The 24,259-nt window shown below is 39.4% G+C and carries 22 protein-coding genes, 4 tRNA genes and 2 pseudogenes; 25 read left to right on the top strand and 3 right to left on the bottom strand.

The window, feature by feature from the left end; translation table 11 throughout:
• Positions 1 to 254 precede the first annotated feature (254 nt).
• Complete coding sequence (locus HMPREF0023_RS08905; RefSeq protein WP_005081270.1) at positions 255 to 1,088, top strand: C39 family peptidase; 834 nt, start codon at positions 255 to 257, stop codon at positions 1,086 to 1,088.
• 84 nt (positions 1,089 to 1,172) lie between these two features.
• On the opposite strand, the pseudogene HMPREF0023_RS08900 reads toward HMPREF0023_RS08905, so the two are convergent.
• Positions 1,173 to 2,106, bottom strand: a pseudogene (locus HMPREF0023_RS08900) (IS5-like element ISAha2 family transposase).
• Between the two features lie 56 nt (positions 2,107 to 2,162).
• On the opposite strand from HMPREF0023_RS08900, the pseudogene HMPREF0023_RS08895 reads away from it, so the two are divergent.
• The 3 genes and pseudogenes from HMPREF0023_RS08895 to HMPREF0023_RS08885 all read left to right on the top strand — a co-directional run.
• Positions 2,163 to 3,218, top strand: a pseudogene (locus HMPREF0023_RS08895) (outer membrane protein transport protein); the annotation flags it as partial.
• Positions 3,218 to 4,423 carry a putative pilus assembly protein FilE gene (gene filE, locus HMPREF0023_RS08890; protein WP_005091597.1) on the top strand — a complete coding sequence of 402 codons (1,206 nt, stop codon included), beginning with the start codon at positions 3,218 to 3,220 and terminating at the stop codon, positions 4,421 to 4,423. The pseudogene HMPREF0023_RS08895 and the gene filE, both read left to right, overlap by 1 nt.
• A 20-nt stretch (positions 4,424 to 4,443) precedes the next feature.
• Positions 4,444 to 6,408 (top strand): hypothetical protein, encoded by a 1,965-nt coding sequence (locus HMPREF0023_RS08885; RefSeq protein ID WP_005091596.1) that lies wholly within the window; start codon positions 4,444 to 4,446, stop codon positions 6,406 to 6,408.
• A 40-nt stretch (positions 6,409 to 6,448) separates the two neighbouring features.
• Here the strand turns inward: HMPREF0023_RS08885 and HMPREF0023_RS08880 are convergent, their stop codons facing one another.
• Complete coding sequence (locus HMPREF0023_RS08880) at positions 6,449 to 6,997, bottom strand: NUDIX hydrolase (RefSeq protein ID WP_005081281.1); 549 nt, start codon at positions 6,995 to 6,997, stop codon at positions 6,449 to 6,451.
• Positions 6,998 to 7,118: 121 nt separating this feature from the next.
• Here HMPREF0023_RS08880 and HMPREF0023_RS08875 point away from each other — a divergent pair, with 121 nt between their 5' ends.
• From HMPREF0023_RS08875 to fghA, 7 genes are all read left to right on the top strand, one after another.
• Positions 7,119 to 7,733 (top strand): NUDIX hydrolase, encoded by a 615-nt coding sequence (locus tag HMPREF0023_RS08875; RefSeq protein WP_004638012.1) that lies wholly within the window; start codon positions 7,119 to 7,121, stop codon positions 7,731 to 7,733.
• Between the two features lie 31 nt (positions 7,734 to 7,764).
• A complete protein-coding gene (locus HMPREF0023_RS08870; RefSeq protein WP_161419651.1) occupies positions 7,765 to 8,292 on the top strand; it encodes a gamma carbonic anhydrase family protein in 528 nt (175 codons plus the stop codon).
• 137 nt (positions 8,293 to 8,429) lie between these two features.
• Positions 8,430 to 9,098: a tRNA (adenosine(37)-N6)-threonylcarbamoyltransferase complex dimerization subunit type 1 TsaB gene (tsaB, locus tag HMPREF0023_RS08865; RefSeq protein ID WP_004638014.1), complete on the top strand. Its 669-nt coding sequence runs from the start codon at positions 8,430 to 8,432 to the stop codon at positions 9,096 to 9,098.
• A 2-nt stretch (positions 9,099 to 9,100) separates the two neighbouring features.
• Positions 9,101 to 9,925 (top strand): undecaprenyl-diphosphate phosphatase, encoded by an 825-nt coding sequence (locus tag HMPREF0023_RS08860; RefSeq protein WP_005081292.1) that lies wholly within the window; start codon positions 9,101 to 9,103, stop codon positions 9,923 to 9,925.
• A complete protein-coding gene (locus tag HMPREF0023_RS08855) occupies positions 9,919 to 10,728 on the top strand; it encodes a class I SAM-dependent methyltransferase (protein WP_008941894.1) in 810 nt (269 codons plus the stop codon). The genes HMPREF0023_RS08860 and HMPREF0023_RS08855 overlap by 7 nt, the downstream gene beginning before the upstream one ends.
• 192 nt (positions 10,729 to 10,920) lie before the next feature.
• Positions 10,921 to 12,363 carry a C13 family peptidase gene (locus HMPREF0023_RS08850; RefSeq protein WP_005091593.1) on the top strand — a complete coding sequence of 481 codons (1,443 nt, stop codon included), beginning with the start codon at positions 10,921 to 10,923 and terminating at the stop codon, positions 12,361 to 12,363.
• Positions 12,332 to 13,171 carry an S-formylglutathione hydrolase gene (gene fghA, locus HMPREF0023_RS08845; protein WP_017396668.1) on the top strand — a complete coding sequence of 280 codons (840 nt, stop codon included), beginning with the start codon at positions 12,332 to 12,334 and terminating at the stop codon, positions 13,169 to 13,171. The genes HMPREF0023_RS08850 and fghA overlap by 32 nt, the downstream gene beginning before the upstream one ends.
• A 31-nt stretch (positions 13,172 to 13,202) precedes the next feature.
• Here fghA and HMPREF0023_RS08840 read toward each other — a convergent pair whose 3' ends face one another.
• Positions 13,203 to 13,478 (bottom strand): DUF2218 domain-containing protein, encoded by a 276-nt coding sequence (locus tag HMPREF0023_RS08840; RefSeq protein ID WP_008941892.1) that lies wholly within the window; start codon positions 13,476 to 13,478, stop codon positions 13,203 to 13,205.
• 182 nt (positions 13,479 to 13,660) lie between these two features.
• Between HMPREF0023_RS08840 and rpe the strand changes: the two genes are divergently transcribed.
• The 14 genes from rpe (at position 13,661) to HMPREF0023_RS08770 (ending at position 23,508) form a co-directional block, all read left to right on the top strand.
• Positions 13,661 to 14,347, top strand: coding sequence for a ribulose-phosphate 3-epimerase (rpe, locus tag HMPREF0023_RS08835; protein ID WP_008941891.1), 687 nt, complete (start codon positions 13,661 to 13,663; stop codon positions 14,345 to 14,347).
• Positions 14,348 to 14,805: 458 nt separating this feature from the next.
• Complete coding sequence (locus HMPREF0023_RS08830; protein ID WP_005081298.1) at positions 14,806 to 15,228, top strand: hypothetical protein; 423 nt, start codon at positions 14,806 to 14,808, stop codon at positions 15,226 to 15,228.
• Positions 15,229 to 15,291: 63 nt separating this feature from the next.
• Positions 15,292 to 17,130: a copper resistance system multicopper oxidase gene (locus tag HMPREF0023_RS08825; protein WP_008941890.1), complete on the top strand. Its 1,839-nt coding sequence runs from the start codon at positions 15,292 to 15,294 to the stop codon at positions 17,128 to 17,130.
• Positions 17,117 to 18,019, top strand: coding sequence for a copper resistance protein B (locus HMPREF0023_RS08820; protein WP_008941889.1), 903 nt, complete (start codon positions 17,117 to 17,119; stop codon positions 18,017 to 18,019). Before HMPREF0023_RS08825 ends, HMPREF0023_RS08820 begins: the two co-directional genes overlap by 14 nt.
• 95 nt (positions 18,020 to 18,114) lie before the next feature.
• The gene (locus HMPREF0023_RS08815) at positions 18,115 to 18,618 is read left to right on the top strand and encodes a hypothetical protein (RefSeq protein WP_008941888.1); all 504 of its coding nucleotides are present in this window, start codon (positions 18,115 to 18,117) and stop codon (positions 18,616 to 18,618) included.
• 2 nt (positions 18,619 to 18,620) lie between these two features.
• Positions 18,621 to 19,163 (top strand): hypothetical protein, encoded by a 543-nt coding sequence (locus tag HMPREF0023_RS08810; protein ID WP_008941887.1) that lies wholly within the window; start codon positions 18,621 to 18,623, stop codon positions 19,161 to 19,163.
• Between the two features lie 153 nt (positions 19,164 to 19,316).
• Entirely contained in the window at positions 19,317 to 19,634 is a 318-nt protein-coding gene (locus HMPREF0023_RS08805) for a DMT family transporter (protein WP_017396666.1), read from the top strand.
• A 47-nt stretch (positions 19,635 to 19,681) separates the two neighbouring features.
• Positions 19,682 to 20,170, top strand: a complete 489-nt coding sequence (locus tag HMPREF0023_RS08800; RefSeq protein ID WP_008941885.1) for a methylated-DNA--[protein]-cysteine S-methyltransferase — start codon at positions 19,682 to 19,684, stop codon at positions 20,168 to 20,170.
• Between the two features lie 350 nt (positions 20,171 to 20,520).
• Positions 20,521 to 21,741, top strand: coding sequence for a bifunctional glutamate N-acetyltransferase/amino-acid acetyltransferase ArgJ (gene argJ / locus HMPREF0023_RS08795; protein ID WP_004638028.1), 1,221 nt, complete (start codon positions 20,521 to 20,523; stop codon positions 21,739 to 21,741).
• A 143-nt stretch (positions 21,742 to 21,884) separates the two neighbouring features.
• Entirely contained in the window at positions 21,885 to 22,949 is a 1,065-nt protein-coding gene (gene nadA, locus HMPREF0023_RS08790) for a quinolinate synthase NadA (RefSeq protein ID WP_004638029.1), read from the top strand.
• A gap of 142 nt (positions 22,950 to 23,091) precedes the next feature.
• Positions 23,092 to 23,168 (top strand) — tRNA-Pro (locus HMPREF0023_RS08785).
• Between the two features lie 69 nt (positions 23,169 to 23,237).
• Positions 23,238 to 23,314, top strand: a tRNA-Arg gene (locus tag HMPREF0023_RS08780).
• Positions 23,315 to 23,351: 37 nt separating this feature from the next.
• A tRNA-His gene (locus tag HMPREF0023_RS08775) sits at positions 23,352 to 23,427 on the top strand.
• Positions 23,428 to 23,431: 4 nt separating this feature from the next.
• A tRNA-Pro gene (locus HMPREF0023_RS08770) sits at positions 23,432 to 23,508 on the top strand.
• Positions 23,509 to 24,259: the final 751 nt, after the last annotated feature.

Below are 24,259 nucleotides of genomic sequence, written 5' to 3'. Positions count from 1 at the left end.
AAGCGCATTTTGCGCTTTTTTTGTTTATTGAAAATAATCTTTATGAACTAAAAGTACCTTACAGATATTTTTATGGATACATAAAGCTGGTCTTATTAAAGAAAATATACATTTCGTCAAAAAAAATAAAAAAAAGCTGTATTTTTTCATAAAAAAAGGTATCTTCAACATGCAGGGACGTAGTGTTTTAATGATTGAAACACTAAAAATAAAATGAATAAGGCAAGTGCTGCCACGGTTAGAAAAAGAGACTTATGTTAGAGATCGCTTTAGGCTCGGCATTGATGTATTACTTTACAACGCAAGCCTTTGAAATAGAAAAAAAACCAGATGGGACTGTGTATTACACAGAAACATTGGACTCTCGTAACCCTTCCTTTACGCGGAATCACCGTGAAGCCGTTACTATTAAGCCAGCTGTGGAAGATCAGTTTCGCGGTATTGTACGTCAAGCTTACGACTATAGCTGTGGTTCAGCAGCATTAACTACATTATTAAATGGTTATGCTGGTTTAAGTTTAACAGAACAGCAAACAATGTCTGGTTTACTACAATACGGTGAATATCAGCGAATTATTGAACGTCGTAGCTTTTCTTTATTAGATATGAAGCGTTTCGTGACTGCACTAGGATTAAACAGTGGGGGATATCGAGGACAGTTTTCTGATCTTATCGCATTAAAGCAACCTGCAATTGTTCCAATTACTTACGCTGGTTTTAAACATTTTGTTGTTTATAAGGCATATAAAGATGGACGTGTTTATGTAGCTGATCCAGCATTAGGAAATATCAGTTTTGACGAGACACGTTTCAAAGAAGTTTGGGATAATAATACGCTTTTCTTGGTTGATGTACCCGAGCCTTATCGTAAGGATCTTTTGGCTTTACAGGATGCAGATATGCGGCATGTCGAAGATGCGACAATCAATAAATACGCGCTTGCCGATATTCAATTCCAAACACCGCGTTTTGAGCGTTTAGCAGATCGTGCTTCGACGATGCGTCGAGTTTTGGATACAAATTCAAATTCAACGACCCATAATCAACCGATTACGACTTATATGCGGATGTACTATAAACGCAAATAGCTCTTAAGTTTTAGTAAATTTAATGCATAAGGGCTTTGTTGCACAAAGATTTAAAAGATAACACTCTGCTCATTTGAACAGAATTCAAGTGACAACTTGGGTATGAGGACGACCTAATTCTGTAAATTTGTTCAATACGGCTATGCGTGCATGAATCTCATTCACCTGACTAGAAAAACTCCTTGCTGTTAATTTATCACCTAATAGTTTGATGCAATGCATCTTGGTTTCAACTAAACTTCGACGATGATAACCAGACCATTTTTTCCAAAGCGTTCTTCCTAAACGTTTAACTGTTTTCAGTAACTCATTCCGCTCTAAAGATCTCAATTTCTGATCTTTCCATGGTTTTGCTATTTTTTCTTGGCGGAATGAGCGCATGTGCATCTCGATCTAGAATGACTTGTCTGCAGTGCTTCGTGTCATAAGCACCATCGGTATAGACCGAATCAATTCGTTCATCTAAGGGAATTTGAGCAAGTAAATCACCGAGTACTTGCGAATCGCTCACATTATTTGTAGTAAGCTGTACTGCACGTATTTGCAAGGTTTCAGCATCGATGCCAATATGAAGCTTACGCCATTGGCGACGATATTCAGGTCCATGTTTCTTACGTTTCCACTCACCTTCACCTAGAAACTTTAAGCCAGTTGAGTCGACGAGTAGATGTAGCCCATCACTACTTTTTTGATAGCTAATCGCAATATCAATATGTTTTTGTCTTCGACAAAGCGTACTGTAATCTGGTGCGGTCCAATTTAATCCACAAAGTTTAATCAGACTTTGAACAAAACCTGTGACCATGCGTAAAGAGAGTCTAAATAAAGATTTGATCATTAAACAGCATTGAATAGCCGTATCGGAGTAAGTTTGATTTCGACCTTGCTTGTTTTGTGGTTGTGCATACCACTGAGTGTTTCGATCAAACCAAATGGAAATGTTGCCCCGATTAATGAGAGCGCGATTATAGTAAGACCAGTTGGTTGTACGATAAGTTTTAGGAGTAGGTTTATTCATTTTGAAATTATAGGACTGAATAAACCTTATAGGCTAGGTTTGTGCAACAAAGCCGTTATCAAGTCAATGACCATTTATCCATTGGTGCATCCATTGGTATGTCTTATCAAGCGATTGCAATGAAAACTGATCTGCGGTTTCCCAATGAAATGATTGGTGTGTTGCGGATGGTTGATGAAGTTGTTTGTGCTCCATTTAAAGGCAATGGCGATATTATTACCGATTTACTGCTTTTTGGTATGTGTAACTCTAAAGAGGCAATGAATCCATTTAATAAAATGGGAGCACTTGATGTTGCTATGGAGCAATCATTAAGCCCGAGTTATAACTTAGGTATTTTATGGGAACCAACAGATGACTTTAGCTTTGGTATGGTTTATCAAAGTGAAGCAAAAATGCGTTTGCGCGGCAAATATTTAATTAATAATGCTGTTGCGCCGCAGCAGTTAGTTGCAGGCCTTAACTCTTCTGCAACGGGGCAAGTTTTAGCCGCAATTTTGGGGTTGCCTGGTTTTGTGCCTGATATTGAGTCTGGCTTAGTGGCGATGGATTTTAAATATCCGCAGCATTTTAAAGCTGGGATTAAATACAAGATATTCCCAGATTTACAAATGAACTTTGATGTTGGTTGGACGGATTTCTCGGCATGGGATAAATTCAAATTTGAATTTGATCGTCAAATTTCCTTGTTAAAAGTTGCAAAACTACTATCTGCGGATGTTTCAGATCGATCACTCGCATTGCCATTACGCTTTCAGTCCGCATGGCGATGGGGAATCGGTTTTGAATATTCTGCAACGGATCGTTTAAAGTTACGTATGGGATATGAACCTCGAACCAGTTCTATTCCTGATGATAAGCGAAATACGATGGTTCCGATTAACAACGCTCAATTATTCGGTTTAGGTTTAGGTTATCGGTTTGATCAGGACACTGATCTAGATTTATCGATTGGCTTCTTGCGTAGTCGTGATGATATTCCTGCGAATACCAGTAGTCTAGCCAACAAAACGGGGGTTGATAATATCTTACTCAATCCATATGCAGGGCTTGATATTAAAACCAATACCAAAGTGACTCTACTCGGTATTAACTATAGAACAAGATGGTAATGCAAAATATAATTAAACAAGGGTCCAAATTTGCGATTTTAATATTGGCTATCGCATGTGCAAATGGCTCAAATAGTTACGCTGATGGTTTTTATACAATCATTGGGCCAGATGGTCGTCCAATGATTGTTCCTACACGTAATGCAAAACAGGATGTTGTTGAAAAAAAACAAGTAGATAAAGAGGTTCCTGATCAAACAAAAGTAAAAAGTATTGATACAGCACAATCCTCGCCATCTCGACCATTAGAAGTAAACTCAATTACGATTAAACAGCCGAAATCTCCTCAAACTTTGTCTGTAGAACCTCCATCTAAGGTTGACAATATTAGCTCAAAGCGATTAGAAACCTTGAATCAGATTGAGCAAGTAAATCCTGCCGCACAGCAAAAACATACTCCGCCTTCCAAAGTTGAAAAAGAAGTTAAAGCTCCTATTGTACAAGAGCAAAAAACTTCCCCTATTATAGAGACTGCTGATGTTGCAGTTGCACAGAATAAATCAATCGTTAAAGAAAAGTCTCCTAGTGCTTTTGAAAAAATTGATGGTATAGAATATGTAAATAGCGATTACCTAGAAGATCAGGAGTTTAATTTAGACGGAAAGAAACGATTTTATATGATGCCAGACGGAAGTGGTCGCCTTGAAACTGTTGAGCGTAAAAAAGGTGTGAGTCGTTCTGTTTTAGATAAATTGTTAAATCGTTCTGTTCAATCTACCGCACCGATCGCATTGTCTGAAAGTTATATACGTTTGTCTGCACAAGATCTTGCGCTTGCCTTTGAAAATGATCAATGTTTTTTAAAGGATTATTCTAAATCAATTAAAACAGTGACTTCTCAAAAAGATATTGGATTATGGCCGCGAAAGCCATTAAAAGAAAAGTTTGAATATGATTTAGTGAAGTTAGACGATTCAGTCCAGTATTTACAAATTGACTCGTATGCTGGAAGTAATCAAAAACCGCTATATTATTGGCCTTTGGTGGTGTTTTTAGATAAAGAAGGGTGTATCAAAGAAGGGGTGAGTGGTTTTAAAAGTGGAACCACAAATGCGAATTTGTTACAACACGCTGCAATATATGGCGTGATTAGAGTGCCACTTGATGCTCAGTATGTCATGGTGACACCACTAGCATCTGCAGTAGATGTTCCTGAACAAGAACTTTCGAATCAAGGCCAAATCAAGATATCGGTAATACAGTAATAATTTAGGATAAATGAATTATGAAAAAAAGGATAATTGTACCATTTGCATTTTCTGCTTTAACTTTGTTGTTAAGTGGGTGTGGTGGTGAAAGCTCTAAAATTAATGAGGACCCAACAAAAGGGACAACTGGCGTTACTTCTAACACCAGCTGCGATATCAATACTTCTAATTGTTTACAGTTTGTTCTTGATTATCCTATCGCAGGTGTTAATTTTAATTGTAGTAGCGACATAGTCCATAATTTTGCAACAAAATTTGATAGTAATGCTGTGACAGGTGCTTGTAAATTAGGTGATACAGTTTCTTTTTATGTGCAAGGTGAGGCATCGCCTAAGATTAGTTTTGGGGATATTAAATTAGATGAGATTTCTAAGTTGAAAATGCCAACATTGGCTCGTATTCGAGTTATTGATATGGCAATTGCTTTGACTGGAAAAACACCCAATGCACTGGATCCGAAGGATGAAACGATTCATGTAGCTTTAGCGCTTATTAAGATTTTCCAAAGTTTAGGGGTAGAGAACAAAAGCAATGTTATTGGCGACGTTCAACCTACTGAAATCACACAAGAAAAGAAAAATAATCTTTCCAGTCTGAGTAGGCCTATTGGCGTTTCTGAATTAATCAGTGATGAATATGTTGATCTTTTGAAACCATGGGTTGATGTGAATGCTGTTTCTGATGATCAAGCATTAGAAATATTACAGCAGTTATTAAATCTTTCAAATACAGGGATTTGGACTGCTGATTTACCAGTTTTTAAATTGGGTGGTGGAAGTAGCACGAGTAAGACGACTTCTCCTGATGGTTTCTTTGGTTGTAATACAGCTGACTATTCAAAGTGCGTTGATGCTAGTGTGAGTAATTTAGTACATTCGATGGGAAATTTCTTACTATTAACTGATCGACAGGGATATATCTTGGGTTATGGTCAACAATGGACTGGAGCTGCTACAGTAACAAACAATACTGTTCTCGCCCCTTACTATTTAACTAGCTTGGTCAAACCACAAAAAATACGATTAAAAACTCAAAATGATTGGTTGAACCCTTTTACCTATCAACTTAATGCAAGTAAGCCTTTATCTTTTAGTGCGAGTACAGACCCACTTGAAGATTTGATTATTAAACAAGGTAAGTTTATGAATCAAAGTACTATTGCTGGAACTGAGGGATTCTATCGTGGTTTAACAAAGATGAAAGATAGTGACAAAGTTGATACTTCTCATCTGGGGCAATGGCAACAATCGATCTCAAATCAAAATATTAGAGGCGTTATTGATATAGTAAAAGTAAATCCTGCAAGTTTTCTTTCAAAGGATACTTTTAAAACTGAGTTGAATGTTGAGTCAGGACAAACCTATCTATTTCCATTGTATGCTACTTTAACCTTTAGATTTGACGAGGCTGCAAAGCTACCACCTGTAGATTTAGGTATTGTAATTGATGAGCATGGAAATATTCGCACGGATATTCGAAAAGATGCAACAGAAACAGATATGTCTGGACTTTGTGCCAGCGCAGTGCCAAATTCAGATGGTACTTATACAGATCAGTATGATGAAACCCAGTACCGTATCGGTACGACGGGAGCTACATTATTCTCGACGAATGATAAATCGATTACTGTTCGTATGCTGCTATCAAATCCTAAATTTAAAACAATTGATGGTGTGATGTTCGGGATCAACTTTAGTACGATAACTGGCGCGAAGATTAATATTCATAACTTACTTAATGGTCAGCCATCGGGTATTAATTTAACGAATTTTTCAAATAACACAGTTGTTTGGTCTAACCAATATGCATTTTATCAAGCGGCATATGTTGGTCTATATGATAGGTTGACGAAAGACAAAGATAAATACATCCCACCAACAGAAGAAGAGCGAGAGTTAGCAAAACGTTGGACAGGTACAGTAACGATCAAAATTGCAGATCAAAATAATCCTGCATGTAAAGCAATAAAAACTAAAGCTTAAATACTATAAAAAAGACCGCAATTTGCGGTCTTTTTTTTATTTAGCCTGTATGATCTAAACGTGTGCCTAGTGTTTCTAGGTGAGTTGGAAATAAACCTTGCTTTCGATCCGAAAAATAATGTTTTAATGTTTGTTCTACACTTGGAAACGCGAGTTCGGTCCAAGGTATTTCATGTTCTTCAAATAAACGACATTCGAGGCTTTCTTCACCTGCACCAAATAAACCTTGTTTTAATTGTGCTTTGAACAGTACGTAGATTTGTCCAATACGTGGAATATTGTACATACAATAGAGTTGTTCAATTTCGACTTCTGCTTCAGCTTCTTCACGTGTTTCTCTGGCGGCACCTTGTTCCATGGTCTCAAAAAGTTCCATATAACCCGCTGGTAATGTCCACAATCCATAGCGCGGTTCAATCGCTCTGCGGCATAATAAAACTTTGTCATCCCAAATGGCTAAAGCCCCACAAATCACTTTGGGATTTTCGTAATGAATATTGCCACAATTTGTGCAGACCCATCTTAATTTATGATCACCTACAGGAATTTTTTGTTCGGTTTGATGCCCACACGCAACGCAAAAGCTCATAATTATCATCAGCGGTAGAGATAGCTCAGCATAACTGAATTTTGATGACTTCGCATCATCATCTATGATTGCAGTCAAAAATTCAGCTATGATGATGAACAATCAAAAATGAAAAAAAGAGATGAGTCCTATGGAAGAGGCATCGTTAATACAGCTTTTAGAACAACGGTTGCGTTTTTCCAAACGAATCCAACAAGCAGATGCAGCTGTATTGATCGCAATTACACAGGAGCTACAACCTCGTGTGTTGTTGACACGCCGTTCTATGCAGTTATCACAACATGCGGGTGAGGTATCGTTTCCTGGTGGCAAGCGTGATCCGAGTGATACCAGTAACATTGTGGTTGCACTACGTGAAGCACAAGAAGAAACGGCTTTGAATCCATTTGATGTAAAACTTTTAGGTGATCTTCCGATTCAGCGCGCACGGAGCGGCCTATCTGTGAAGCCGATTGTTGGTTTGATTCCTGCACATGTGGATCTAATAGCTCAGCCTTCTGAAATTGATCGTATTTTCTTTGCGGATCTGAAAGCATTGATCGAAGCACCACCACTACCTTATGAGGTGCGTTTAGCTCGACAATCGATTTATTTTCCGAGTATGCAAGTGGAAAGTGAAATTGTATGGGGACTGACCGCTCGGATGTTGATTTCTTTATTTCAATATGGATTGGGATATCAAAAGAATTGGCCTTTTCTTGTTAATCCACCAGATTTTGGTTTATCTAAGTTCTAATTTTGTCTAACTAAATGAGTTTTTTATCATGATGTATAAATATCAGGGATTGAGTCCAAAAGCACTACATGAACCTTGGGATGGTTGGGCTGCGCCTAATGCAACTGTAATCGGACAGGTTGAGCTCGGGCGACAAGTCAGTATTTGGTTTGGCGCTGTTGTACGCGCAGATAATAGTGTGATCCGTATTGGTCATTTTTCTAATATTCAAGAGAATGCTGTTTTACATACCGATGCAGGTATTGAACTCAATATCGGTGAATACGTGACAGTTGGGCATCAGGCAATGTTACACGGTTGTACGATTGGGGATAATTCACTGATTGGTATAAATGCAGTTGTTTTAAATAATGCCGTTATTGGTAAGAATTGTATTATCGGGGCAAATGCATTGATCCCAGAAGGCAAAGTCATTCCTGATAATTCTGTCGTGATGGGGTCACCTGGGAAAGTGGTAAAGACCATAGATGAACAAGGCGCAGCTCGTTTACGGTTGAGTGCATTGCATTATGCAGAGCATTATAAAAACTTTTTAGATTTGGAGCCGTTTAGCTTTTAATTGATATTTTTCTTCAATGAAAATGTGCCAAACAGAAGTTTGGCTTTTTTGTATCTATAGAGAGAACAACTCGAATATGAGAATGGAGTGAGTTATGATATCGCTCGTTTTTCATCATACTTCTCTTAAGGTTTTGCATGAAGTTGCTTGCGTTGGAAACTGCAAATGAGCAGTGTTCCGTATCATTGGTTGATATGACTCAAGAACTCTATTTTCAATTAGATGGGCGTGCCAAAGCACAAACCCAAACGATCTTACCGTTAATTGAAGATGCGTTATTACAAACAAATACACAGTTAAAAGATATTACAGCAATTGCATTTAGCCGTGGGCCAGGTTCTTTTAGCGGAGTAAGAATTAATGCTGCCGTGACACAAGCTTTGGCATGGTCACAAGACTTACCTGTCATTCCTGTTTCTAGTTTACAGGCTTTAGCACAAGCAGCTTTTCGTCATACTGGGCTTCAGCAAGTTACGGCTGTACTCGATGCGCGTATGCAAGAAGTTTATATTGCCAATTTTAGCCTTGATGAACATGGTGTCATGCAGGCAATCGATGATGAGAAACTATTAAATTACGAGCAAGCGACGGCGTATTGTAAATTTATAGCGGTTGGTTCTGGTGCTGCACTTATCCAAACTGGTCAGGAAAGTTTGCAAACAATTGTGGCAACTGCACAAGAGATCGCCAGTATTGCAAAAGTTTATGCAACACAGCAGAAATGGGTCGATGCAGAATACGCACTCCCTGTTTATTTACGTGATGATGCATGGAAAAAGATTCCAGAACAAGGTAAAGCGGGTTAGGTATGGATTTGTTACTGCTGCTTAAAGCAGCGATCATGGGTATTGTCGAAGGTATTACTGAGTTCTTACCGATTTCAAGTACAGGTCACTTGATTTTGGCATCGGAATTGATGGATTTCTGGACAACTGAGAAAAGTGCGGTTTTCGTTGTCGCAATTCAGATTGGTGCAATTGCAGCCGTGATTTATGAATACTGGTCACGTTTGTGGAATGCCGCAACAGGGATGGTGACTGGTGAGGAAAAAGGTCGTCGTTTAGGGCTGAGTCTTATTTTTGCGTCGATTCCAATTGTGTTGGTTGGTTTAACCTTTGGGCAATTCATTAAAGAAGTACTTTTTAATGATGTTATTGTCGCTTTAGGCTTAATTATTGGTGGTTTAATTATTATTTGGGTTGAGAAGAATCCACCTAAAATTAATGCAGTAGAAGTTGAGAATATTACCTTTAAGCAAGCTGTTTGGATTGGTCTTATTCAAGTGCTCGCTTTGATTCCGGGAACTTCACGTTCTGGTGCAACGATTATCGGTGCAATGTATTTAGGGGTGTCTCGTAAAGCGGCAACCGAGTTTTCATTCTTCTTGGGTATTCCTGTGATTATTGGTGCAGGTTTATTAGATTTATATCAGAGTTATCATGTCTTTGATGGTCTAGAGGATTGGACTGTCATTGCGGTAGGTCTGGTTGTTTCCTTTATCTCTGCTTTACTTCTGATCCGTGCATTGGTTGCCTATGTGGCTAAACGTGACTTTATGATTTTCGCGTGGTACCGCATTGCTTCAGGTTTATTGATTTTATTATTATTCTTTACTGGTTGGAAATTATGGTAAGCGGGTTTCGCTTATTTTACCAAGCCACAGATATTGAAAAAGCACAGCATTATCATGCTGTGCTTTCTTTACGTGGCGTTCAGGTCGAACTTTGTGTGATTGAGCAATTAAATGCTCGTTTTTTACGTTTGAATCCTGAATTAGGTCTGTGTGTTGATGATTCTGGATTATGGTTATGTGCCAATGGCATGAAAATGCGACCAGATTGGCAGGCAGAAATTCCTCGTTTAAAGCGTGCTAGTTTGAAGTCGGAAATGCTTGCACGAGCATGTCAGTTGTCTGAAAAACCAAGTCTGCTTGATGCAACAGCTGGGTTAGGGCATGACAGTTTGTTGATGGCGCACTTAGGTGCGACGGTGCAACTGGTCGAACGAAATCCAATTTTATTTAGTTTGTTGGAAGATGCGCATCTTCAGGCGCAGCAAGATACATATTTGCAAGCAACAGCGTCAAGGATTCAACTGGTATTTTCAGATTCAGCTGGTTATTTACAACAGTTCAAACAGCAGGATCAATCTATTGATGTTGTGTATTTAGATCCAATGTTTCCACAACGAGATCAAAACCAACAGGCAATCAAAAAACAAGCCCAAGTTAAAAAGCAAATGCAGCTTTTACATTTATTGTTACCTGAAGATGGAGAAATGGATTTAGGTGATGAGTTACTTGCTTTGGCTCGCCAAGTCGCTAAACGTGTTGTTGTGAAGCGTCCGCGACATGCAGTTTTTCTAGCTGACCAAATGCCAGATCATCAATGGTTAGGTGATGCTTGTCGTTTTGATGCTTATTTTTCAAAAGATTAGTTTTAAATTTTGTTCAAATGATTGTGTGGCTTACGTCAATGCTCCGTAAAGATTTGTGATATAGTGCCAAAGCATAATTGCTAAAAAAATCTGCCCCAGCATACACTAGCATTGCACATTATATCTTTCTGAAAAATGAGATTCATTCTATAAAAAGAATGACATATTTTGAGTTTAGTCCCGAAGAATTCTATGATAGACCTCAAACCATCGATAAATATCTGGCATGATTTTAAAAGTAACCAAATTGCTGGAATGTGGTTATTTCTAGGTTCGCGCCGTTCTTTACAAGTGGTTCATCCATCCATTGCTCAGTTGATTCTATGGGGAATATTGGGGGCTTGTACCAACTCACTCTATAGCTGGTTAGTGGCAGGACAGGTTGGAGACTTTAATTCTCAAGGTTTAATTGGTTACGCGCTTTGGCCTTTTATTGCATTGATCGTTGGGATTTTCTTATCTCAACGGATGAATCAACCTCGTTTAATGTTGGTGCCTGCATTGTTGTGGTTAGTGCTTGATACCAATATTTTACTTTTACAGTGCCTCGTTCAGTATCTTGGTTCAAACGGCTATCTCAACTTTATCCCAGATAGTATATATAACGGCTTTTTACCTCCGTTATTTGCCGCTCTTTTTGTTTGGCAAAGTTTAGCCGTGATTTGGGTGATTTCTCGGGCATTGAATTGGCCATGGTGGGAACGCGCCTTAGTTTTTGTGGCAACGATTGCAACCTTGGTTGTTTGGCAGCTTTCCGTAAAAGATCAACCGATTTGGAAAGTTGAAGAGAGACCAGCAAGTTTTGCTGAAGATGCTTTTTACGCTCAAAGTCATTTGTTAAATAATGCATTGGACCAAATTCAGTTTAGTGATCTTGCGACAAGCCATTGGTATTTTTTAGGCGTAGCAGGGGATAGTTATGCTGATGTTTTTCGTTCTGAAATTGAACGAATAAAAGAACAGTTTGATACCCGTTTTGGGACTTTTGGTCGTTCGATTATGCTGGTGAATAATCCAGCGACACGCTTAGATATCCCGATTGCTTCAAAAACCAGTATTGAGTTGGCCTTGCGCCGTATTGGTCAGCAGATGAATCGAGATAGTGATGTTTTATTTTTATATATGACGTCACATGGGGAACGTAACCATTTTGAGCTTGAAAATGCACCATTGGATTTAGGGCAGATCGATCCGAAATGGTTGCGTGAGACGCTAGATAAGGCTGGTATTCGCTGGCGTGTTATTGTGATCTCGGCTTGTTATTCTGGCAGTTTTATTCCTGCGTTACAGTCACCTGATACCTTAATTATCACCGCATCTGCTGCGGATAAGACTTCTTTTGGTTGTAATAGCGAAGCGGATTATACTTATTTTGGTCGTGCATTTTTTGATTTAGCCATGCGTGAACAAGACTCAATGAAAATGGCATTTGAGCAAGCTAAGCAAACAGTGACTAAATGGGAAATCGCACAGGGCGTTGAACCTTCTGAGCCACAATGGTCAATTGGTCGGAATATGGAGTTAATGTTACCGCAATTAGAGCCATACTTATTTCCTAACCAACGCTTAGCATCTGAACCAGTAAAAACACAGGATAATGAACATGCAACTACTGCAAAAAAATCGTTGTTTTGACGGTGAGCAACAAATTTATCAGCTACAGTCTCAATACCTTAAAGGTTTGACAAAAGTTGGGGTTTACCTACCGCCAGCAGCGTTGGAAGGGAAACCATGTTCAGCAATATTTTATCTTGCGGGGTTGACCTGTACTGAAGAAACTTTTGCCATTAAAGCACATGCACAACGTATGGCAGCTCGCTTAAGTTTGATTTTGATCATGCCTGATACCTCTCCTAGAGGTGACCAAGTTGCACAAGGCGATCATTGGGATATTGGTCAGGGGGCTGGCTTTTATATCAATTCAACACAACAACCTTGGGCGGAGCATTACCAAATGGAGTCCTATTTGGTAGATGAGTTATATGCGCAGGTATTGCAAAAGTTTCCAATTATTGAAAATCAAGTGGGAATTTTCGGGCATTCGATGGGCGGTCATGGCGCATTGACTTTAGCATTTAAGTATCCTGAACAATTTAAATCCGTGTCAGCTTTTGCACCGATTTGTGCTCCAAGCGTATGTGCTTGGGGTGAAAAGGCTTTTAGTCAATATTTAGGTGATGATCGAAACTCTTGGTTGGCGCATGATGCGACGGCATTAGTACAGCAAAAAGGGAAATTGTTTGATGAAATATTAATTGATCAGGGTAAAGATGATCAGTTTTATGCTCAACTCAACCCTGAAAAATTTAAACAAACATGTTTGGATGTAGGGCAGTCGCTGACTTTACGGTTACACCAAGGTTATGATCACGGTTATTACTTTATCCAAAGTTTTATTGATGACCATTTGCAGTTTCATGCAATACAGCTAGAAAAAGCGTAGGGTTAAAAGGAACGTTTTGGGCGTTCCTTTTTTAGTTATGTTTCCATTCAACAATAAATTCTTGTTGAGCCATGCGGTTTAAATGGTCAATCACCACTTGCTCTAAATGTGTAACATTATCTTGTTGATTTTCAATCAGTACATCTAAATGCTGTTCTTGAGGTGTTAATGTCACCGTTGCTGTTGGCATAAATATTTTCGAATATGCTTCGGTTTCAGATACCTCAAATTTATGTTTCCAATGATTTATTAAACGTTTGCTGATACGTTTACCTTCGTTTGTTGTCAATTGTGTTGAACTATTCATGATCTAAAATCTTTTGATGATAGGCAAATAAAAATAACAAATCGATTTCGCTTTAGAAATAGTATTCCTGCAACGGGATGTTGCATCTTTGCAATGCTATCTTGATCACTTTATAACAGACTTCACTGTGTTGAATTTGTTATACTTGATCAATCATTTTTTCAGAGTTTGCCAGGTCATCCATGTCCAAGCCTTATTTAATTGCACCTTCGATTTTATCTGCTGATTTCGCACGTTTAGGAGAAGATGTAGAAAAAGTGCTAGCTGCAGGTGCAGACGTTGTACATTTTGATGTAATGGACAATCATTATGTGCCAAACCTGACTTTTGGTGCACATATTTGTAAGGCACTGAAGAGTTATGGAATCAAAGCACCGATTGATGTTCATCTTATGGTGTCACCTGTTGATCGAATGATTGGTGATTTTTTAGAAGCAGGTGCAGATATTATTACTTTCCATCCAGAGGCTACTGAGCATATTGATCGTTCTTTGCAATTGATCAAATCTGGTGGAGCAAAAGCGGGATTGGTATTTAATCCAGCAACACCATTGCATTATCTTGATTATGTTTTAGATAAAGTCGATCAAATCTTGTTGATGAGTGTAAACCCTGGTTTTGGTGGGCAAAAATTCATTCCAATGACTTTAGATAAACTGCGTCAAGCTCGTAAAATTATTGATGCGAGTGGTCGTGATATTCGTTTAGAAGTCGATGGTGGCGTTGGTCCTGCAAATATTCGCGAAGTGGCAGAAGCTGGTGCAGATATGTTTGTTGCGGGCTCTGCAATTTTTGGTCAAGCTGACTACAAAACGGTGATTGACCAGATGCGTGCAGAGTTAGCCAAAGTGAATCAGATCGAAATTTGACACTATTTTAAACGCTGGTCGAGCAAAGTTCTCGTCTTAAGCATGAGGAAATATTCCGCAAGAGGGTGCTTTTTTGACTCGCCATTCGAGCGTATGAGGAACATGTTTCGCAAGGTCTTGCATGTGGATAACTTTGTTTATAACTCGGTGGATAACCGTGTTGATAACCACGTGGATAAGATGTTGTTAAAATAAACAAAATGATTTCAGTTGTTTATATATACATCGAATTGATGAAAAAAGGACAAGTTTTTGTCCTTTTTTTGTGCGCTAAATTATTTATTTTGCTCTATTTTTATTCATGACCTTGTTTGAGTGCTGTTGTTGAATAAATCAGCATTCATATCTATAAGGTCACTCTATATTGCAGAATCAGAACATAAGGAGGATTGTGTATAAGTAATAAAGAATTTATGCTACCTTGATCTAAAATTTTAATCTTCCTAAAGGATCTCTCAGTGCAACTACTGAAAAAATGCAAACATGTATGGTTTGTATTCCTGATGATATTTTTCATCGGGGGAAGTAGTGTGGCTGTTGCTGCAGCGCAAGCATTGCATTCTGATCAAGCATCCTCAGTTTCAACTACGGCAACCATGCCATGTCATAACCAAAAAATGATTGATCAACATCATCATTTGCAAAAGCATGACATGGGTAATTTATTTGAATGCCATGATGAAAAAATGCAGAGTCAACAGCATTGTCAGGACTGTAATCATCCCTCCCATTGTCAATCTGTCAGTTTCGCTTTAGATCAACAGCTTCCAGATTTATCGTTATTGGTGTCTTTTGAGTTAAGTATAGATAAGAAAACGGACTATCAAGCTCGCCACCTTGCGGGCTACTGGCAGGAAATTCTACGCCCACCCAAAGCCTAATCTGTTGAATTTTTCCCTTTCATAGAAAGGAGAAGCATTTTTTTAACAGATTAGGAAAAGATCATGTCTACCAAAATTTATGCGAGTGTTATCGCAAGCGTCAGCTTATTGTTTGCACCCTATAGTTGGGCAGCAATTAAAGAGTATCATCTGAATATCAATCAAGAGATGGTCAATATCACAGGTAAACCTGTCAAAAAAATCACGGTAAATGGCAAATTTGTAGCGCCTCTTTTAGAGTTTGAAGAAGGGGATGAGGCGGTTATTCATGTACATAATCAACTAAAAAATCAAGATACGTCATTGCATTGGCATGGCTTACTTTTACCGGGTTTGATGGATGGTGTACCAGGGTTTAATGGCTTCCAAGGGATAAAACCTAATGGGAGTTTTGAGTATCGTTTTAAGGTTCGTCAGAACGGCACTTATTGGTATCACGCACATAGTAAAGGACAAGAACAAGATGGTTTGTATGGTGCATTTGTCATTTATCCTAAAGGAAAAAAGCCTGTTGCAGCACATGAAAATGCTGAACGTGATTATGTAGTGATGCTTTCAGACTTTCATGAAACGGGAAGTGATCAGATCATGGCAAACCTTAAAAAGTCTGCTGAGTATTATCAAAATCAACGTGAAACAGTTGGAGATGTTTGGAAACAGATCAAGCAACAAGGCTTAAAAGCGACATGGCAAGACCGTTCGATGTGGAATCAGATGCGGATGCTTAAAACAGATTTATCGGACGTCACTGGTTATACCTTTTTGGTTAATGGTAAAACGCCGCAGCAAAATTGGACTGGTGCATTTAAGACAGGTGAAAAAGTTCGTTTGCGTTTTATCAATTCATCAGCAATGTCATTTTTTGATGTTCGGATTCCAAATTTAAAAATGACTGTCGTTAGTGCGGATGGTCAGCCTGTGCAACCTGTATCTGTAGATGAGTTTCGTATTGGCGCTGCGGAGACTTATGACGTAATTGTTGAGCCACAACAAGCACATTATCAAATTGAAGCAGAGTCGATCGATCGATCTGGTTTTGCAATCGCATCTTTACACAACGAAATGCATCCTCAATCACAGCACAAAGTGCATATACCCACAGCTCGTCCACGTGCTTTGTTGACCATGGAAGATATGGGGCATGGATCACATGATCAAATGGATCATAGTACACATCAACAGATGGATCACAGTATGCATGGTCAAATGGACCATAGCTCACATCAACAGATAGACCACAGTAAGCATGGCCAAATAGACCATAGTGCACATCAGCAGATGGATCACAGTAAGCATAATCAAATGGATCATAGTGCACATCAGTCGCATCAATCATCAACTGAGAATCAAAAGGCAAAATCTAAAACGGTTTATGGTTGGGCAAATGCAGCAACGCCAATGGGACACAAAGCTCTACAGTATGCTGATCTAAAATCTTTAACATCTCAACCCGATACGCGTCCAGCAGAAAGAGAGTTAGTTATTCGTCTTGGCGGTACGATGGAGCGATATATTTGGACAATTGATGGTAAGAAATTTAGCGATAAAGATTTTGAACCCTTGAAAGTGAAATATGGTGAGCGTATTCGTTTGACGTTTGTGAACGAAAGCATGATGGCTCACCCTATGCATTTACATGGCATGTTTATGCAACTGGAAAATGGGCAAACAGCGGCGAATATGCCTAACAAACATACCATCGTTGTTCCACCGGGACAAACGGTCACAGCAATGTTGACTGCAGATGAATTGGGAGAGTGGGCGATACATTGTCATTTACTGTTTCATATGTCAGCGGGCATGATGAGTAAATTGATTGTTGCAAATGTCGATGATTCAAATGCAGTACCACAGAAAACATCTATTCAATCTTCTCAAGGAGCAAGCCATGCACATCATTAAGCGAGCTTCTGAGATGAAACGTTATTCCCAATTATTGGCAATAGGAGGGATCGTCTCTACTTTCAGTGTATTGAGTTATGCACATGAAGGACATCATCACTCGATGCAAATGGATCTATCGACACAACAAAACGTGGCGATGAATGCATCAGAGACGAAGGATCACTCACCGCTTCAAAGCCCAAACATTTCCGCTCAAATGCAGAATAAAGCTGAGCATGCAGACCATTTCAAGGAACATGGCGGACAGATTTATCAAGCGACGCAGTTAGATACTCAATGGCTGCTTGATGAGGATGGGCAGGGCACCCTCAAATCCAAGTTGAAAACTTGGGTGGGAACGGATGAGAATAAATTATTTATCATTGCAGATTATTCCAAGGCTGAGTCAGAAAAATCGGAGCAAAGTTTGGCTGCCTTATACAGTCGGAATATTGCAGATTTTTGGGATATACAAGCAGGGGTAAATTACCGATATAACCCTGATCGTAAGGTTGATAAGGAACAATCTGAGGCTGTCATCGGTTTGCATGGTATGGCTCAGTATTTTTTTGAAACCGATGCACATATGTATATTGGACAAGATCAACAATGGCGTTTTGTATTAGAAACAGAACGAGATTTGTTGCTGACTCAAAAGTTAATTCTGCAGCCTTATCTAGAAATGGAATGGGTATTGCGAGATGAGTCTAAATATGCCTCTAAAACGGGTCTTGCAGATGCAGAAGTGGGGATTAAAACCCGCTATGAAATTGTTAAGAATCGAGTGATGCCTTTCATCGATGTCGGTTATGGTTATAGCAAAGGACGTAAAGAAACCAATTGGCAAACAGCCAGTGATTCTAAAACGGGTTGGTTCTATGGTGCAGGTCTGTCGCTAAAGTTTTGATATTTTTATCTAAAATATCTTAAGAAATGTCATTTTTTCGAGATACTGTTGGTTTATACTAACAGTATCTTTTTTGAGTCATTTATGGTGCATCAATGGCTTTAGAACAACAAGATGATCAAATAACAGCGAAAACAAAACGACCTAATTTGCAAAAAGAACATATCCAGCATTTGAATCGTTCCCAACTGGAGTTGATTCCTACTGATGGTCGCATGAGTGTTAGTTTTTATCATATTCCCCACATGTCGAGTCCAGTTGAGGCACAACGAGTAAGATCAGCTTTAGTTCCATTTGCCGATTTGTTATTGGAACATAGTATCGATTATGAAGCGCGACATTTGTCTGTTTATCATCACTATCCGATTGATGTGGTCACAGTTGCATTACAACGTTTAAGTTTAGGTGCTGAACTACAACAAACAACAACGCATTATGAGCCGCTGGAGGTTGTTATACCGAAAGCAGACCCAGAATGGTCTAGTCAGAATCAGTCTGAAGAAAATGATCTACATATCGTTCAAAAAATTATACGTACTATTGTTGTCAGATTTAAACAATGGTTGGATATATTGCTCAGAAATAACAAGGATAAGTAAGCATGCCTAGATGGATCTATGGCGTAATGGGGATTGCTTTAATATGGTTGGTTTGGACCAATTGGCTCAAACCCGTCCCAAATCTTACTCAAGTCACTGCACAGGGAGTACAGATTGTAGAATTGCAAACTTATGAGGGAGCTTTTCGGGTACTTGCTCGTAAGGATTATCATGTTGGTCGTGAGTCAGAGTTCTCCCCAATTGATTTAGCTGTAGGATGGGGCGATATGGCAAAGCCAGAAATTTATAAGCAGGTTGAAGTTTCACAGCGGAATCGTTGGTATTACTGGCGAGTCGATTCTGAGCCACCGATAGCACTTCGGCAAATCGCTGTGCAGAGTGCCAATATGCATTTGGTACCTGCAACTGAAGAGGTTGCTAAGCAACTTAAGCAGATTAAAAAAGATGATTTGGTTTACCTAAAAGGGGCATTAATTGAGATTCAGGCACCAGATGGTTGGCGATGGCGGAGTTCCTTGTCTCGTGAGGACACGGGCAGTGGCGCGTGTGAGTTAATGCGAGTAGATCGTGTAGTTTGGCATTGAGAGTGTGAAAATTCTTGAACATCACCTGTTTTAGATACATAACAATTCACATAATCATCGTATTTTAAATTACACTAATTCACCGAGTAGGACGACCTCTCGCTAAAGAATCATGTTGGGACGACCCAACCCTTGCTATGTATGAGAGAAAAAATGGCGTGGGCATTTTTAATTTTGGCAGGTATTTTCGAAATTATTTGGGCGTATTCAATGAAACTGTCAGAGGGGTTTACCCGTTTAACACCGACAGTCATCACCCTTGTTTTTATGATTTTGAGCTTTGGCTTACTTGCAACTGCAATGAGAACTTTACCCCTAGGTACAGCTTATACGGTTTGGACGGGTATTGGTGCAATTGGTTCGTTTGTGATAGGAATTGTGGTACTGAATGAACCAATGACGGCAATGCGGATGATTGCAGCCGTATTGATTGTTTCTGGTTTGGTATTGATGAAACTCTCCTCAAATTAAAATACGCTCTCTTCAAGAGAGGCGGAATAGCTCAAAGGAAATCGTTGATGCAACTGGTTTATATGTATATGGAATCTCCAGTAGGTGCATTAAAGCTGGTTGCTCATGATCAGGCCTTAGTAGCTGTCATGTGGGACAATGAAGATCATAAGCGTGTACGTTTAGCTCAGTTGACTGAAAATAATCAACATCCCATTCTCCTTAAAGTTAAGCAACAGTTAGATGAATATTTTGCAGGGCAACGTCAGCAATTTGACTTGCCTTTAGATTTTCAAGGGACTGCATTTCAACAACAAGTTTGGCAAGCGTTACTGACAATTCCTTTTGGGCAAACGCGAAGTTATAAGGATATTGCGCTTCAGATTGGTAATGTAAAAGCTGTCCGTGCCGTGGGCGCTGCCAATGGGAAAAATCCAATTTCGATTATTGCGCCGTGTCATCGGGTGATTGGTTCGAGTGGGACATTGGTGGGTTTTGCAGGTGGTCTAGATAAGAAGCAGATTTTACTGAGTTTAGAGCAAAACCAAATTCCATAATCTGTATTGTTAATACTCGATTTTCATTTCTTTTTGGAATAAGCTACCAAAGCAGATATGAATCAACATATTTTATGACTTGAACCGTAACTCAGTTATTAGCGAGGCGGTGTCTTGCTTAGTGTAATCCAATGTTAGGAATAACCTTCGGTTCGAGTTACTTTGGTTTTGCCCAAAGTAACCAAAGGCATTGTCATCTACAAAACCTGTTCACTTATTGCATTTGTTTTATCTATCGCAGAAACGGGATATTACAAACACCACGCAGGTTGTAGATGACCTTTCCGAGTCTCATATATAGGGTATGTATTCATTTTCTTTTTCATAACAAATTGAATGGAAGTTTAAAAATGGCTGTTGGTGACGTAACGATGCCACTTATGCATGTGGTGCAGGGTGTAAAAATTGGCTCAACTGAGGCGTATGTACGTTATCCAAATCGACGAGACCTAGTCATTTTTGAATTGGCAGAGGGCTCAAATGTTGCGGGTGTATTTACCCAAAATGCATTTTGTGCTGCACCTGTCCATGTTTCCAAAGCTCATCTCTCGCAAGGAAATCCTCGTTATTTAGTGATTAATACTGGTAACGCCAATGCAGGTACGGGACCAACGGGCTTGAAAAATGCTCAAGATACGTGTGCGCAGTTGGCTGAGCTGACTGGGGTAAACAGTTTTGAGGTTTTACCTTTTTCTACAGGCGTTATTGGTGAGCAGCTTCCGATGGAGCGCTTGTTGGCTGGACTTCAACCCGCACTAAATACATTACAACCGTCTGCTTGGGCGGATGCTGCTTCTGGCATTATGACCACAGATACTGTGCCAAAGGGTGCATCTGAACAATTTGAAATTGATGGGATCACCTATACCATGACGGGGATCAGTAAAGGCGCTGGAATGATCCGTCCCAATATGGCCACCATGTTGAGTTTCGTTGCGACAGATGCGCCGGTTAGTCGTGATTTGGTACAAAGCTTATTAAAGACTACGGTTGAACATTCATTTAATCGAATTACGATTGACGGTGATACCTCAACCAATGACTCTTGTATTCTTGTAGCAACGGGTCAAGCAGGTGGAACTGAAATTACCTCAAAAGATGATGCACGATATGCCAAAGTGTTAGAGGTACTGGCACGTGTCATGAACCGTTTAGCACAACTGATTGTTCGTGATGGTGAGGGGGCAACCAAGTTTATTACTGTTGCCGTTGAAGGTGGTGCAAATACTCAAGAGTGTTGTGATATTGCCTATAGTATTGCCCATTCACCCTTAGTGAAAACCGCGCTTTTTGCATCAGACCCGAATTGGGGGCGTATTTTGGCTGCGATTGGTTATGCGGGCGTCCAAGATTTAGATGTCTCAAAAATTCAAGTATGGCTAGATGATGTGCAAATCTGTAAAGATGGTGGTGCAGCCGAAGACTATACCGAAGAAGCTGGTGCAGGGGTTATGGCAAAAACTGAAATTACGATTCGTGTTGATTTAGGTCGAGGTCAGGCCAAAGACACAGTGTATACCTGTGACTTATCTTATGACTATGTGAAAATTAATGCCGATTATCGTTCGTAAATTTGCGTTATAATGCAGCCTCCACAGTGAGGCTTTTTTTATATCGCTTGTTTGTGGACGATGTGATTTATCCCAAATGATCACCAGATACCCACGTTATAAGTTTGCAGTGATGCAAGCACGCAGGATAGAGAAGACGTTTTATGAATGATGCGAATTTAATTGCGAACGAAGCCAAAAACATTGTGCAGGCGCATTTAGATCGTTTGGGTGAGCCAAAGGACCATAGCCTCAGCCCAGAAGTGAAACAAGAAAAATTTGCTCAAATCGCAGCTGAGCTGAAAAAGCGAGATGCAGTGCTTGTCGCGCATTATTACTGTGATCCTGACGTACAGGAGCTTGCAGAGCTAACTGGTGGTTGTGTTTCAGACTCTTTGGAAATGGCTCGTTTTGGTCGTGACCATCCAGCAACAACACTTGTGGTTGCTGGAGTGAAGTTTATGGGTGAAACCTCAAAAATTTTATCGCCTGAAAAAACGGTTCTCATGCCAACGTTAGAAGCAACCTGTTCACTAGATATTGGTTGTCCTGTAGATGAGTTTTCTGCGTTCTGTGATCAGCATCCTGATCATACTGTGGTTGTTTATGCGAATACTTCAGCCGCAGTAAAAGCACGTGCAGATTGGGTGGTGACATCAAGCTGTGCAGTTGAAATCATTGAGCATTTGGATAGCTTGGGTGAAAAAATTATTTGGGCACCTGATCAGCATTTAGGGCGTTATATTCAAAAGAAAACGGGCGCTGAAATGTTATTGTGGGATGGTGCTTGTATCGTACACGAAGAATTTCGTGCGCGTGGTATTGCTCAAATGAAAGCGCTTTATCCTGATGCTGCTGTGTTAGTGCATCCAGAATCTCCTGAATCTGTGGTTGATATTGCTGACGCAGTGGGTAGTACTTCGCAACTGATCAAAGCAGCACAGACTCTGCCTCATAAACAAATGATCGTGGCAACAGATCGCGGTATTTTTTATAAAATGCAACAAGCGGCGCCAGATAAAGAGTTATTTGAAGCTCCGACAGCAGGCGAAGGTGCAACCTGCCGTTCATGCGCGCATTGTCCTTGGATGGCAATGAACGAACTAGATGGAATTTTGCATGTATTACAACATGCTGATCAAGAAATACACGTTGATCCTGCTTTGTCTGAACGTGCCAAATTACCATTAGATCGTATGTTGAACTTTAGTGCTTCATTGAAGCGTTAAAAACAACCAAAATGCTTGTTAAATATACATTTGATAAGGGTTTTTAATATTTTTGAAAAATAGGTGTTGACGTTCTAGGGCGTCAAGCCTAGAATGCACACCGTACCGCACGATGTGCGATACAATAAAAGCTGAGAGAAATCGGAGCATAGCACAGCCTGGTAGTGCACCTGGTTTGGGACCAGGGGGTCGTAGGTTCGAATCCTACTGCTCCGACCATTTAAATAATGTTGTAAAACATTGGTTTAAGATCGGCGAAGTATCGCTTGATAGTATTATCATCGTTATGCGCCTGTAGCTCAGTTGGATAGAGCATCCGCCTTCTAAGCGGATGGTCACAGGTTCGAATCCTGTCAGGCGCGCCATTTATGGGTAGCTTGGTACATAGAATCAAACGTTATGGTGGATGTAGCTCAGTTGGTAGAGCCCCGGATTGTGATTCCGGTTGTCGCGGGTTCGAATCCCGTCATTCACCCCACATTCGGAGCATGGCGCAGTCTGGTAGCGCACCTGGTTTGGGACCAGGGGGTCGTAGGTTCGAATCCTACTGTTCCGACCATTTCATTGATTATCAAAGATTTATTTAAAAATTCCCTCCTTACTGTAATAAATACCACAAGGTATTTTCTAATATTTTATTCAGTCAATAGACCTAATAAAAGCATTCCCATATTCCCAAAGCATTCCCAGAAAACTGATTGTTAAAGACTCAAATATCAGCAAAAAGGGGAAGTTTTATAGCCATGTCAGAATTTTGATGTTAGTTGTTTTTTGAAGTAATAAAGTAATATTTTATAAATAATTAATATATTTCAATACAATAGCACTATCTCTCAATGTAATTTTTAAGAAATATTCAAGTAATTTGTTACTGTTAAAAAAGGTCATTTCTTATATTTTCTATATGCTTTAAAAACAGATACTTATGAATTATTACTTTTGTTATTACAAAAAATTACTTAACTTTGTAATGATTAATATTATTTAAAAACAATTATTTATAGTGATTTCTTACTTTATTACTTCAATTGAAAGGCGATAGGTAGAAAGTGACGATTTTCTGTGCTTTTCTTAAATTTGAGATCTTAATTTTGTGCTGATCATTTTTTGATGTAAGCATTGTTTTTGATTTAGACTATTTAGATTACTTCAACTCAAGCATTCGTTATGAAATTTCAAGAAATTAGAGAAGCATTCGACGAATATGTTTTACACTTCAACGCATTTCCTGATCTTATTTTTATAGGTGGGGAATTCTATAGGTATCTTATTTCTGAAATGACAGAGCATAATTGGAAAGTGCGAACGGC

This window comes from Acinetobacter sp. ATCC 27244 (assembly GCF_000156555.1).
Classification (GTDB): domain Bacteria; phylum Pseudomonadota; class Gammaproteobacteria; order Pseudomonadales; family Moraxellaceae; genus Acinetobacter; species Acinetobacter haemolyticus.
Note: the sequence above shows the minus strand (reverse complement) of the source record. Positions and strands in the feature narration are given on the sequence as shown.